Source organism: Candidatus Methylomirabilota bacterium (assembly GCA_027293415.1).
Lineage (GTDB): Bacteria > Methylomirabilota > Methylomirabilia > Methylomirabilales > CSP1-5 > CSP1-5.
The window spans coordinates 1-12,340 of sequence record JAPUFX010000131.1 but is presented as its reverse complement, the minus strand read 5'-3'; the positions used below and the strand labels follow the sequence as shown (position 1 = coordinate 12,340).

The 12,340-nt window shown below is 59.0% G+C and carries 13 protein-coding genes; 5 read left to right on the top strand and 8 right to left on the bottom strand.

The features are described from left to right. Positions 1-3: 3 nt before the first annotated feature. The 7 genes from O6929_09295 to O6929_09265 all read right to left on the bottom strand — a co-directional run bounded on the left by O6929_09295 (position 4) and on the right by O6929_09265 (position 5,185). Positions 4-2,019 carry an N-6 DNA methylase gene (locus tag O6929_09295; protein ID MCZ6480579.1) on the bottom strand — a complete coding sequence of 672 codons (2,016 nt, stop codon included), beginning with the start codon at positions 2,017-2,019 and terminating at the stop codon, positions 4-6. Positions 2,020-2,035: 16 nt separating this feature from the next. Continuing rightward, entirely contained in the window at positions 2,036-2,233 is a 198-nt protein-coding gene (locus O6929_09290) for a DUF2283 domain-containing protein (protein MCZ6480578.1), read from the bottom strand. Between the two features lie 11 nt (positions 2,234-2,244). Beyond that, a complete protein-coding gene (locus O6929_09285) occupies positions 2,245-2,511 on the bottom strand; it encodes a hypothetical protein (protein MCZ6480577.1) in 267 nt (88 codons plus the stop codon). Further along, complete coding sequence (locus O6929_09280; GenBank protein ID MCZ6480576.1) at positions 2,508-2,771, bottom strand: hypothetical protein; 264 nt, start codon at positions 2,769-2,771, stop codon at positions 2,508-2,510. The genes O6929_09285 and O6929_09280 overlap by 4 nt, the downstream gene beginning before the upstream one ends. A 130-nt stretch (positions 2,772-2,901) precedes the next feature. After that, positions 2,902-3,090: a hypothetical protein gene (locus O6929_09275; protein MCZ6480575.1), complete on the bottom strand. Its 189-nt coding sequence runs from the start codon at positions 3,088-3,090 to the stop codon at positions 2,902-2,904. 60 nt (positions 3,091-3,150) lie between these two features. Further along, positions 3,151-4,197, bottom strand: a complete 1,047-nt coding sequence (locus O6929_09270) for an ATP-binding cassette domain-containing protein (protein MCZ6480574.1) — start codon at positions 4,195-4,197, stop codon at positions 3,151-3,153. Between the two features lie 10 nt (positions 4,198-4,207). Next, positions 4,208-5,185 carry an ABC transporter ATP-binding protein gene (locus O6929_09265; protein MCZ6480573.1) on the bottom strand — a complete coding sequence of 326 codons (978 nt, stop codon included), beginning with the start codon at positions 5,183-5,185 and terminating at the stop codon, positions 4,208-4,210. Positions 5,186-5,475: 290 nt separating this feature from the next. On the opposite strand from O6929_09265, the gene O6929_09260 reads away from it, so the two are divergent. The 4 genes from O6929_09260 (at position 5,476) to O6929_09245 (ending at position 9,791) form a co-directional block, all read left to right on the top strand. Further along, a complete protein-coding gene (locus O6929_09260; GenBank protein ID MCZ6480572.1) occupies positions 5,476-6,837 on the top strand; it encodes an extracellular solute-binding protein in 1,362 nt (453 codons plus the stop codon). Positions 6,838-6,949: 112 nt separating this feature from the next. After that, the gene (locus tag O6929_09255) at positions 6,950-7,981 is read left to right on the top strand and encodes an ABC transporter ATP-binding protein (GenBank protein ID MCZ6480571.1); all 1,032 of its coding nucleotides are present in this window, start codon (positions 6,950-6,952) and stop codon (positions 7,979-7,981) included. A 36-nt stretch (positions 7,982-8,017) separates the two neighbouring features. Continuing rightward, on the top strand, positions 8,018-8,935 hold the full coding sequence (locus O6929_09250; protein ID MCZ6480570.1) for a sugar ABC transporter permease: 918 nt from the start codon (positions 8,018-8,020) through the stop codon (positions 8,933-8,935). Between the two features lies 1 nt (position 8,936). After that, entirely contained in the window at positions 8,937-9,791 is an 855-nt protein-coding gene (locus O6929_09245; GenBank protein ID MCZ6480569.1) for a carbohydrate ABC transporter permease, read from the top strand. Positions 9,792-9,806: 15 nt separating this feature from the next. Here O6929_09245 and O6929_09240 read toward each other — a convergent pair whose 3' ends face one another. After that, positions 9,807-10,571: a response regulator gene (locus tag O6929_09240; GenBank protein MCZ6480568.1), complete on the bottom strand. Its 765-nt coding sequence runs from the start codon at positions 10,569-10,571 to the stop codon at positions 9,807-9,809. Positions 10,572-10,904: 333 nt separating this feature from the next. Between O6929_09240 and O6929_09235 the strand changes: the two genes are divergently transcribed. Next, positions 10,905-12,340, top strand: a 1,436-nt coding sequence (locus O6929_09235; protein ID MCZ6480567.1) for an aldehyde dehydrogenase family protein, incomplete at its 3' end; no start/stop codon positions are given.

The window sequence follows — 12,340 nt, the reverse complement described above, 5'->3', positions numbered from 1 at the left end:
CGGTTACCTTCGAATATTTTTGGTAGCGGTCAAACAAGGCCTCGTCCCGCGGGACAAAGAGGTAGAGAGGTAGAGGGGGGATTTTGGATCGATCTGTGTCCACTGGGTGGTGTCTATCTCGCGGCCCTCTAACCAGTCATACTTATGGTCGCGTAAACCCCACAAATCAGCATGGCAAACCTTCCGTTCTAGGCCAGGCTTTTTGATAAAGAGCCCGATGGCGACGCCCTGGCGGATGTCGAAGACGTTCTTGTCCTCGGACCCGTCCGGGCAGCGTTCCTTCTTGAGACTATTGCCGTGAAGGTCCAGCACGTAAATCTGCTCAAAGCTTTCCATGAGCGACTGGCGCATCCCCCGGAAAGTGGGGTTGTCAAGGTAGCCGTGGTTAGTGATAAAGCCTAAAACCCCCCCACCAGCTTGCTCGATCTTCCACTGGGCGAAGCGTATGAACTTCACGTAATCGTCCTGAAGCCACTTGGGATTCTTTTCCCCCAGGGGCTTTCCATCCACTTGGTAGTACGTTTGAATGGTATCCGAGATCCAGGGTCCTACATTTGCCGAGTGCCCGGAATACGGCGGATTCCCTAGGATCACCAGGATTGGCGTTTCCTTTTTCACCTTTCCGGCCAAATGGGATTCCTCCGCCAGGGAGGCCATACCTGGTAGTGGGGTCTGTTCGAGATCTTCCATTTCCAAGGTGTTGGTCAGATAAAGCTGGAATCGCTCATCCTTTGCAAGTCGGTGGCCTAGTTCTTCAAAGAGGAACCCGATCTTCAAATGCCCCACAGCATAAGGCGCCATCATGAGCTCGAACGCGTAGAAGTTCTTCAGGATATGGTCACGAATTAGGCCCTTTCGGCCACCAGCACCATATTTTTCTGTGAACTCCCTTACTGCCATCTCTGCTGCCTCAGCAGGGAATGTGCAAGTGCCCGCTGCCGGGTCTAGCACCCGTACAGAAGCTGAAGCAAACCCGTCCGGGCAACCAAAAACGTCTTTGAGGATCAGGTGTAGTGAGCGGACGATATAAGAGACCACAGGCTCCGGCGTGTAGTAGACCCCCCGACGCTCTCTTTCCTTTGGATCGTACTCAGCCAGAAAGGGCTCGTAGAAGTGAACAATCGGATCGCGCCCCTTTCTCTCGTGGAGAATTTTTTTCACATCGGCGACCGCCAGCACTTCAGCGATGTCGTCCACGATCCACTCCATCTGCTGAGGCAGATCCTCAAGGGAGATGTAGCGAAATACATCCCTCAAGATGCCGATGGTAGGGGGGATGCTGTGGAAGGCCAGCTTCCGATTGAAGCTGTTCTCGGCCCTGGTCCTAGCGACAAAGAGGCCGTAAGTGATGGTCTGAGCATAGAGATCAGCGAACTGCTCCTTGGTGAGGGTGCCGATGAGGTACTTCTGGAAGGCTTCGTAAAAACCCAGAATAAACCCACTCCCCCGTTCGGACTCCTCGCGCAACTCTTCGGCGATGACCTGATCTCTGAGGAAGCGGGTCCGCTTCGCTAGCTCCAGGGCCAGCGTCTTGGCTGTATAAGTCCGAGGAAGGGAGAAAGCGAAGAACTTTTCCAGCAGGTTGAGGAATTCTTGTTCCTTCTCAGCGGGTGGGACCGTCTTGAGTTTGTGGATAATAAATGGACGAGCAATTTGGATGGTGTCCACCCGTTCTCCGTTCCGATAAAGACGGAACTCAAAGAAGTTGGTCAGGATGAGATTTGGGAACGTGTGACGGTAGCGTTTCAGTTGATCAGAACTTTCGACGTGCTGGAGCTTTTCCTCGGTGAGGTTCTTGGCCTCGATGTAACCGACGATGTGCTGTTTGCCGTCCCAGATGCGGAAGTCGGGGTTTCCGGCTTCGGTTTTCTTCGGAAGGGTGGTGATGTGGACGCCTGTCTTACCCTTGGACTTAGCAAAGGTCTCGATGAGCTCTTTCAGGTGGGGATAGAAGCTCTCTTCGCGGGCGTCACCACGTTTGGAGGTATTAAAGATTTGCTGAAGATACTCTCTTAACACTCGTCTGGCAAAGCGCTCACTTCGTCGTCAGAAACTCGATCCCACGAGGCTGGGTCACGCGCTTGGAGGCATCAAGGACCTCCAGTCCGACCAAGTCCCCCTTTTCGTCGTAGTCCAGGATCACGCCAGGCTTGTCCTCATCACTCTCCGCAACCGGCGTGTCCTTCAGAACGACGCTCAGTGTGTCTGTGTCAGGATCGTAAATTACCTTCATAGCTCTCTCTCCTAAGGCTTCACTGCTTGGATGTCGACGGTCGCCCGGTAGCCGAGGCGCGAAAGCATAGTGACACAATCCTCCCAGGTAAGGCCAAAGGCCGCCACATCTGCAAGCCCTAGCCGTGCCACCGCATCTCGGATAGTAGGAAGGTAGGCCTCTTGAAATTCCCCCTCGCGCATAGCCTCTTCGGCCCAATTCACAAGATCGGCCAGAGGGAGGTGACCCTGGATATAACCCGATAGCTTCTCAGCCACAAGATGTCGCGTAACGATCATTCGTCCGCCCTCCCCACTGTCTCGTGTCTGCGGTCCTCCGGGTACTTCAGATGTCGCTCGACGAGCTCACCCCGCTCATCGTAGATTTCCTGCCAAAATCGAAGGGTGTTCTCCTCCGCATCAACCTCTTTGATGTATCGCGCCCGCCAGCCACGGCGCCCGGCGAGATCAAGCCAATAACGACGCCCTCCTCTGGGAAGGTCCTCCCAATGGCTGAACTTCCGTTCGTTTGCTTCCCGTTTCCGCTCAGCAAGCGCCATGGGTCCAAATTTGATCGTATGTTAACATAGCCTGTGCTCTCTTACCAGTGTGCCATTGTGCCGTTCGCGGATGCAGGCGATCAAGTGGTTGGCGGCCTGCTTTCAAGGCGGCCATAGTGCGCTTACAGGATCAATGGGGGGCCTGGACGCGGCGCCAGCATCCGTACAGGTGTTCCCATCGCTCCGGGCTCTCCCCACCAAACCTGGTCACGAGGGCGATCCGTCCAAGAGCATCCGTAAAAAGAATCTCCGGCTCTAGCGAAGTACCCTGGGCTCCTGCTAGCCAAGCCTTGGCCTGTTCTTCGGTGGTAATCTCCATATCTTGACCATCAGCGGGAAGCGTTGTTATCCAGGAAACGAGACACTCCGACCCACCACCTTACGCTGCGTACCCTTCGGCCCGGATGCAGGCGACCCAGTGGTTGGCTGAAACCTCGCGGAGCTCGGGGATGACCTGACTACACTCGGGGATGGCGATGGGGCAGCGGGGATGGAAAACACAGCCGGAGGGGGGACTTAACGGACTCGGGACTTCGCCCTTCAGAATGACGCGCTCCCGTTTCGCCTCCACCGCGGGGTCCGGAATGGGCACGGCGGCAAGCAGGGCTCTCGTGTACGGATGGAGCGGGTTTTCATAAAGCTCTCGGCGGTCCGCCACCTCAGCGATCTTACCCAGGTACATGACAGCGACCCGATCGCTGATGTGCCGGACGACCGACAGGTCATGGGCGATGAAAAGATAGGTGAGGTCAAACTGGGCCTGAAGGTCCTCCAGTAGGTTGATAATCTGGGCTTGAATGGAGACATCCAGGGCCGAGACCGGCTCATCGCACACGATAAAGCTCGGCTCGACCGAAAGGGCCCGCGCGATGCCGACCCGTTGGCGCTGACCCCCCGACAGCTCGTGGGGGTACCGATCTGCCATGACGGGATTCAGGCCCACCACCGAGAGCAGATCCTTCACTCGCTCCCGATACTTTGCCTTGCCCTGGACTACTCGGTGCACCAGAAGCGACTCTCCGACAATCTGTCCGATCGTCATCCGGGGATTGAGAGAGCTGTAGGGATCCTGGAAGATTACCTGGATTTTCCGGCGCATGGGCCGAAGCTCGTTCTCATCCACCCCCGCCAAGTCCCTCCCTTCGAAGAAGACCTCCCCCGAAGTGGGGCGATCGAGCTGAAGAATGCATCGGCCCGTGGTGGTCTTGCCCGATCCCGACTCACCTACCAACCCAAGCGTCTCCCCTTTGCGGATGAAGAAGGAAACGTCATCCACGGCTTTGATCAGGCCCACCACCCGCTGGAGGATAACCCCGGACGTGAGGGAGAAGTACTTGCAGAGGCGGCGGACCTCGAGGAGAACATCAGGGCCGATCCTCGATTTCGCTTGTGTTCCCCCACGAGCTTCCAGACCGACCTCTTCCATCTCTGCCACCTTATGCTAAGGTATCCGCCACCCAGCAAGCGGATAGGTGCCCCGTGCGCACCGGTGTGAGTGGCGGAACCTCGTGGAGACACTTCTCAATGGCAAACTTGCAGCGAGGCGCGAAGCTACATCCCGGTCCCAGGTTGGCCGGATCGGGCGGCTGCCCATCAATTGGGTCCAATTTGGCTTTCCGCGGGAGGTCAAGCCGAGGGACCGAGCGGAGCAGACCGAGGGTATAGGGATGTCGGGGGCTCTGGTAGATGTCACGTGCACGCCCCTGCTCGACCACCTTGCCAGCATACATCACGTTTACCCGATCGGCGTACCGGGCCACGACCCCCAGGTTGTGAGTGATGATGATCATGGCGACCCCAAACCGCTGGGTCAAGTCCTTCATGAGCTCGAGGATCTGGGCCTGTATCGTCACGTCTAGGGCGGTGGTTGGCTCATCGGCGAGGATCAGCTTGGGGTTGCAGCTCAGGGCCATCGCGATCATCACTCGCTGCCGCATGCCGCCGCTGAACTGGTGCGGATACTGGGGCAGGCGTCGCTCAGGCTCGGGGATGCCCACCATCCGGAGGAGCTCAGCCGCTCGACGGTTCGCATCGGAGGCCGGCATATCCAAATGCGCCTCGAGGGTTTCGGTCACCTGCCGGCCGATGGTGAGCGCGGGGTTGAGCGAGGTCATGGGTTCTTGAAAGATCATGGCGATTTCCTTCCCCCGCACCTGTCTCATCTCTTCATCGTTCAGCGTCAGGAGGTCATGTCCGTTAAACCAGATCTCGCCACCCACGATGCGACCCGGCGGATACGCCACCAGCCGCATGATGCTGAGGGCGCTTACCGACTTGCCGCAGCCGCTTTCTCCCACTACAGCGACCGTCTCTCCCTCGCGGATGTCGTAAGACACCCCGTCCACGGCCTTCACGACCCCTTCGAGGGTGAAGAAGTGTGTCCGCAGGTCTTTCACCTGAAGCAGCGTACCCATAGGTCTCCTCGCCCCGAGGGGGTCATTCTACCGCGCCTTCCCGTGTTAATCCAAGCCCTCCTTCCGATCTCCCGCCCCTTTCCAGCTCCCACAACCTTTCCCCAAAACCCCGTTTGAAAAATCAAATATTGTAACTTGACAGCCTCCGGTTCTCGTGATGTAATCCCGGCTACCTTCTGATCAGACCACGGAAGTCCCGACATGGATAATGCCTCAGAAGGGCTTCAGAGGCCGGGTCGGCGAGTCCTGGTCAATCGGTGTCGTCATCCTTACAGGAAGGAGGCTGGGTAATGGAGGACAAGAAACAGGGAATCATTTCCAGGCGCGATTTCCTCAAGACCGCCGGTGCAGGAGCCGTGGCAGCCGGGGCCGCTCCGTCTCTCCTCCTTGGGGGCTGCGGCGAACAGCCAAAGGCCAAGAAGGGAACCCAAACACTCAGGATCCTCCAGTGGAATCACTTTGTCCCGAGGTATGACAAGTGGTTCAACGGCACTTACACTAAGGAATGGGGGCAGAAGAACAACACCGAGGTCATCGTGGACAACATCGGCCTGTCGGGACTCAACTCCCGGGCGGCCGCCGAGGTCTCGGCCCAGAAGGGACATGACCTCTTCCTCTTCATGTGGCCCTCGCCCGTGTACGAGGATCAGGTGATCGACCACAAGGAGATCTATCAGGAGGTCGAGCGCAAGTATGGCAAGGCCATTGACCTAGCGAAGCGGAGCACGTACAACCCCAAGACCAAGAAGTATTACGGCTTCTCCGACAGCTACGTCCCCGACCCCATCAACTACCGCAAGGACCTCTGGGACAGTGTCGGGATGTCTCCCAACACCTGGGACGATATCCGGATAGGGGGGGCCAAGATCAAGAAGAAACACGGCATTCCCGTAGGGATCGGCCTGTCGGCCGAGATCGACACCGGCATGGCCATGCGGACCATCATGTACTCCTTCGGGTCCTCGGTCCAGGACGAGGATGGCAACCTGGTCCTCAACTCGAAGCAAACTCTCGAGGCCATCAAGTTCGTCAAGGCCCTCTTCCAGGAGGCTATGACCCCCGAGGTCCTTGCCTGGGATCCCTCCTCGAACAACCGCTTCATGCTGTCGGGGAAGGGCTCGCTGGCGCTCAACGCGATTTCGATCACCCGGACCGGCGAGAACAAGAAGATCGCCGTCGTGGATAACATCTGGCTGGCGAGGGCGGCCAAGGGCCCGGTTCGCGCGATCGGTCTGGAGCACGTGATGGACGTCTATGTGATCTGGAAGTTCGCCAAGAATATCGAGGGGGCCAAGCAGTTCCTCGTCGATTACATCGACAACTTCAAGCAGGCGTTCATCGAGAGCGAATTTTATAACTTCCCCTGCTTCCCCGATACCGTGCCCGATTTACAGAAGCAAATTGCGCATGACTCGAAGGCCAAGCCGCCCACCAAGTATAAGGTGCTCGAGGATGTCCTCGACTGGGCGACGAACGTCGGCTACCCTGGCTACGCCAACGCGGCTATTGACGAGGTCTTCAGCACCTGGGTCGTCAATACGATGTTTGCCGAGGCGGCCTCCGGGGCGAGGAGCCCGGAGGATGCCCTCGCGAAGGCCCATAAAAAGTGCCAAGGAATCTGGAAGAAGTGGAAGGCGAAAGGGATGATTTAGTCTCAGATGGCGGGAACTGTCCGGCGCAACGGGAGGGAGGCTCCGATTCGCGGAGCCTCTTTCTCTGTTAGGCCAGCGCGGGACACGGCCAACGACAGAGAACCGACCACCTATGGCAACAGTTGAGACCCGAGGCATCAAGAAGTACTTCGGGTACGTCAAGGCGGTGGATGGCGTCGACCTGTCCACGAAGGAGGGGGAATTCCTGGTCCTCCTCGGGCCATCCGGCTGCGGAAAGACCACCCTCCTCCGCATGATCGCCGGGCTCGAGAAGCAGACCGAGGGTGACGTGCTTATCGGGGGGCAGGTGGTGAACGAACTCCCCCCGCGGGCCCGGAAGATCGCCATGGTCTTCCAGAGCTACGCCCTGTACCCCCACATGACGGTCTTCAAGAACATTGCTTTTCCCCTCAAGGCCCAGGGAGCGCCCAGGGATACCATCCCGAAAATAGTAGAGGGAGCTGCCTCGATGTTCGGGATCGAGAAGCTCCTCCACCGGAAACCCCGGGAGCTTTCAGGTGGAGAACGCCAGCGGGTCGCCCTCGCCCGGGCGCTGGTCAGGGAGCCAAGTGTCTTCCTGCTGGACGAACCACTTTCGAACCTGGACGCGAAACTGAGAACTGCGGCCCGGGACGAGCTCCAGCAGTTCCAGAAACGGATCGGGATCACTACGATCTATGTGACCCACGATCAGATCGAGGCCATGGGCCTGGGAGACCGCATCGCCGTGATGAACCACGGGAAGGTCCGGCAGCTCGGAATACCCCAGGAAGTCTATAAGGAGCCTGCCGATACCTTTGTGGCGGGCTTCCTAGGATCCCCGCCCATGAACCTTGTGGAGAGGGATGATTACATTCTGGGCTTCCGCCCCGAGGATTTTCTCCCCACACAGGTCCATGAGGCGCAAGACAACCTGGCGACCTTTCAGTTCCAGGTGACCCGAGTGGAACACCTGGGAGCAGATCGGCTGGTGTACGGGGTTCTCGGCGATCCGTTTCCCCACGAGAAGATCATTTCCAATCTCCCTTCCACGATGACCCTCCCCATTCAGCAAGGGGAGACCTACGAGTTCGCCATTAAGCACAAGGACCTGAAGTTCTTCAATCGCGCCACAGGGCTGCGGACGGATCCACGGCCCTTGTAGGGAGGCGGAATGGAAGCTCCGGCGAGAGCAGTGGCCATGGCACAGGATGCTCGCGTGAGCCGGCTCGGCCACTTCCTCGATAGCGAGAAGTGGCTCGGCCGGCTGATGATCGGCCCCGCCATCCTCTTTATTGTCGCCGTGGTCGGCTTTCCGTTATTCCTGGCACTCTTTTACAGTGTGAGCGACATCACCGTCGGCAGCGAGAGCATGGCGTTCGTCGGGCTCGAGAACTTCAAGAACGTGATCCAGGATCCCACCTTCCGACAGGCCCTGTGGAACACCTTCGTCTTCGCCATTGTCTCCAACGTTGTAGTTCTGGTGCTGGCAAAGGTCCTCGCGCTCGCGCTCCTCAAGGACTTCCGCGGCAAGTGGTTCGTGCGGCTCTTGATCCTGCTTCCCTGGGTCGCGCCCATTTCCCTCGGTAGCATCGGCTGGCTCTGGATCCTCGATTCGATCTACAGCATCATCAACTGGACCCTCCGGGCCGTGGGCATCTTCGGACCCCACACGTGGCCCATCTGGCTCGGGCAGCCCAACTTGGCAATGGCTTCTGTCATCACGGTCCACGCCTGGCGGCTGCTCCCCTTGGCGACCATCATCCTTTTGGCCGGGCTGACCTCGATCCCCCAGGACATCCACGATGCGGCCGCCGTCGATGGCGCCGGATTCTGGCGCCATCTCTTCGAGATCACAATCCCCCTCGTGATGCCGATCATGCTCGTGGCCGTCCTGTTCGGCATCGTCTTTACCTTTACCGACATGATCGTCATCTACGTGTTGACCCGCGGCGGCCCGTACGACATGACCCAGGTCCTCGCCAGCCTCGCCTTCTTTACCGGCATCGATGGCGGCGACCTCGCCCAGGGGGCCGCCATCGCCCTCTTCCTCCTCCCGGTCCTCGCGGCGAGCGCCATCCTGCTTCTCCGCGTAGCCCGGCGTGCGGAGGTGACCTGAAATGCCTTCGGGTCTGCACAAACTCAAGGCGTGGGGAGCCAAGGGGGGGCACTTCGGTATCGTGGCAGCGTTCGCCACCTTTGCCGCCTTTCCGTTTTACTGGATGCTGCTCACCACCTTCAAGGAGACCAGAGACCTTCTCAACCCGAATAACAATCCCTTTCTCTTCAACGATCCCCCCACCCTCGAACACTTGAAGCTTCTCTTCGAAGAGACGCTGTATGTTCAATGGCTCTGGAACACCGCCTGGGTGGGCGTGCTCGTCGTCGCCATCACGCTGCTCCTGGCGATCCCGGCCGGATACGCCCTGGCCCGGCTGACGGGGCGGGCAGGGGAACAGCTCGGGATCGGCATCTTCCTGACGTATCTGGTCCCCCCAACCCTCCTGTTCATCCCTCTCTCTCGGGTCATTGCCGATCTTGGGCTCCAGGACTCTCTCTGGTCGCTCGTGCTGGTCTATCCGAGCTTCACGGTCCCCTTCTGTACTTGGCTGATGATGGGATTCTTCAAGGCCATCCCCCGGGACCTCGAGGAAGCGGCCATGATCGATGGTTTGAGCCGCTTTGGGGCCTTCGTGAAGGTCGTGATGCCCATGTCCGTGGCCGGGGTCCTCACCCTGGTGATCTTCAGTTTTACGCTAGTCATGCAGGAGTTCGTCTATGCCCTCACTTTCATCACTGCCGCATCGAAGTTCACTGTCAGCGTCGGTGTGCCGACGTTCCTCGTCCGCGGGGATGTCTACTTCTGGGGTTCGTTGATGGCCGGCTGTTTCATCGCCAGCGTCCCGATCGCCATCGTGTACAACTTCTTCGTCGGCCGGTTCATCGCCGGTTTTACCGTCGGGGCCATCAAGTGACGGTGGAGGTGGCTCTTAGGATGTTGCCCGGTGTGTAGAGGGGTGCGAGATTTCGTGGAAGAATGAATAGGCGTGCAAGGGGAAGGTCTGCTCCTGCCTTTGGGCGAACCGGATGCCGTGGCGGTATCCCCTGGTCGTCCTTCTTTCGTCGGCCCACTGCACAAACCCCGGCAAGGCCAGGGTCCCCCCCTCGATGTCGAGGTTCACGGTGATTGGCTCACCGTGCAGGAGCCGATCAGGAAAATACGCACCGAGTCCCCCGGCGCTCAGGTCATGGAGTCTGCCGGGTATATTGGCGGCCGAGCGTCCGCGGATCCGAATGGGGACGCTGAAGGCCACCCGGCCGTCCTGACGCTTACCGGCCTCCGTGGCTGCCTCAGGAGGTACAACGGCCGGGCGGTGGGGTCTGACGAAGGTCTCCTGCACGGCGCCGAGGAGGTCCTCACACCGCACGGGCTTTTGCAACACCGGGTCCGCCCCGAGCCGCAGGAGGTCCTGGTGGACCCCGGAATCATCGAGCCAGCAGGTTATCACCAGGACGGGAACCTCCCGAATTTTTGCCAGCCGCCGCCGGTACTCGAGGAAACTCCGACCGTCCAACACGGGCATTCTCAAATCAAGAATGACCAAATCTGCCGTCTCTCTGAGAAACCAAATCAAGGCCTCGGCCCCATTGGCGGCCTCGACCACGTGAAATCCATCCGCCTCCAAGAGACACCGATAGTGCTCCCGAACCCCGGGATGATCATCAACCACCAAGATAGAGCGTTGGGCTTGCACGACCATGGTCTCCTTTCACGCGAACCCGACGAGAGAACAAAGTGTCGATGCGGACTCTCCTCACCCACAGCTGAGCAACGAGAGTGCCAGTGTCGTTTTGGCAGCCACGAGCGTATATGTTCAGTTTCTACGCTCTCTCTCTCGTCAGAAGATGTGCATACAGAACAGAAAAGGATAGGGGTCTGCCATTCTGTCAGAAGGGCATGAGAATCCGGCCATCTTGGAGCACAACCGTATCCTTGACAGACATGGGGCCGGAAGATAAGTTGGTCATGACCTCATGAGAACAATCGAACGGCCAGAAAAGAACAATTTCTTTAAAGGAGAAAGCAGATGGGTGCCGGAGATACAACCATTCGGTGTGGAAACCTCATCGGATCCAAATGGGAGCATCGGGGGGTCGAGGGGATTCGGCGACTGAATCCTGCTAACGTCCGCGATGTGGTCGCCACCGCGCCGGATTCATCAACCGAGGATACCCGGCGGGCTATCCAGGCGGCAGCCGACGCATTTCAGACCTGGCGGCGTACCATTCCCCCTGAGCGGGGCAAGATCGTGCTGCGGGCCGCACAGCTGCTCGAGTCGTATATGGAAGAGGTTGCCAAACTACTCACCCGCGAAGAAGGAAAGATCCTCAGCGATTCGCGGGGAGAAGTGCAGCGAGGCATTGATGTTATGGAGTTTGCTGCGGGAATGGGTCGGCGGTTAGGCGGACAGACCCTGCCGACCGAGGTCCCCCACGTCTTCTGCTTTACCACCCGTCGGCCCATCGGCCCGGTGGCCGCCATCAGCCCCTGGAACTTTCCGGTCGCCATTCCCTGCTGGAAGATCGCACCGGCCCTGGTATGCGGTAACACGGTGGTCTTAAAGCCCTCGCCCCTGACGCCCGCGACCGCCACCCGGGTGGTCGAGATCTTTCAAGAGGCAGGCCTGCCGCCGGGGGTGTTGAACTTGGTGCACGGCGGGACACAAGTGGGAACTGAACTCGTCAATAGCCCCTTGATCCGGGGGATCTCTTTCACTGGCTCAACAAAGGTCGGCATGGCCATTCATGCGGCGGCGGCCCAGCGTCTTGCCAAGGTTCAGCTCGAGATGGGTGGAAAGAACCCGCAAATCGTGTTGCGGGATGCAGATCTGGAAAACGCTGTGAAGGCGCTGCTCACTGCAGCCTTCGGCTCGACCGGTCAGCGGTGCACCGCCACCAGCCGAGCCATTGTGGAGCGGAATGTTGCCCAGGAGGTTGTCGAGCGCTTGGTGCAGGCTACGAAAGCGATCCGCGTGGGTTCCGGCGATCGCCCAGAGGTACAGATGGGACCGCTGGTGGACGAAGTGCGCCTCCGGGACGTGCAGGGTTTTGTTCAGCGGGCTCGTGAGGAAGGGGCAAATGTGATCGTGGGGGGATCCGAGCCCGAAGAGCTTCGCGACGGCCACTTCTACGTCCCTACGATTATTGGCGATGTTCGCCCTGAGCACGAAATTGCCCGGGAAGAGGTCTTCGGACCGGTGCTCAGCTTCATCGAGGTGGGTGACCTCGAGGAAGCCCTCACGGTCGCCAACGCGGTGGACTACGGCCTCTGCGCCTCTATTTTCACCAGAGACATCGGTCAGGCCTTCACCTTCGTCGACAAGATCGAGGCTGGCATGATTCATGTGAACCGGCCAGGGCTCGGAGGATTTTCCCATTTCCCCTTCGGGGGGTACAAACATTCGAGCTATGGCGCCCGCGAGGTCGGCGACGACACGATCAACTTCTACACCGACATCAAGAG

What these genes read in the sequence shown, in the direction of transcription:
- O6929_09290 (MCZ6480578.1), bottom strand. Translation starts at nt 2,233, where the DNA reads ATGAAGGTAATTTACGATCCTGACACAGACACACTGAGCGTCGTTCTG.
- O6929_09285 (MCZ6480577.1), bottom strand. Translation starts at nt 2,511, where the DNA reads ATGATCGTTACGCGACATCTTGTGGCTGAGAAGCTATCGGGTTATATC.
- O6929_09280 (MCZ6480576.1), bottom strand. Translation starts at nt 2,771, where the DNA reads ATGGCGCTTGCTGAGCGGAAACGGGAAGCAAACGAACGGAAGTTCAGC.
- O6929_09275 (MCZ6480575.1), bottom strand. Translation starts at nt 3,090, where the DNA reads ATGGAGATTACCACCGAAGAACAGGCCAAGGCTTGGCTAGCAGGAGCC.
- O6929_09270 (MCZ6480574.1), bottom strand. Translation starts at nt 4,197, where the DNA reads ATGGAAGAGGTCGGTCTGGAAGCTCGTGGGGGAACACAAGCGAAATCG.
- O6929_09265 (MCZ6480573.1), bottom strand. Translation starts at nt 5,185, where the DNA reads ATGGGTACGCTGCTTCAGGTGAAAGACCTGCGGACACACTTCTTCACC.
- O6929_09260 (MCZ6480572.1), top strand. Translation starts at nt 5,476, where the DNA reads ATGGAGGACAAGAAACAGGGAATCATTTCCAGGCGCGATTTCCTCAAG.
- O6929_09255 (MCZ6480571.1), top strand. Translation starts at nt 6,950, where the DNA reads ATGGCAACAGTTGAGACCCGAGGCATCAAGAAGTACTTCGGGTACGTC.
- O6929_09250 (MCZ6480570.1), top strand. Translation starts at nt 8,018, where the DNA reads ATGGCACAGGATGCTCGCGTGAGCCGGCTCGGCCACTTCCTCGATAGC.
- O6929_09245 (MCZ6480569.1), top strand. Translation starts at nt 8,937, where the DNA reads ATGCCTTCGGGTCTGCACAAACTCAAGGCGTGGGGAGCCAAGGGGGGG.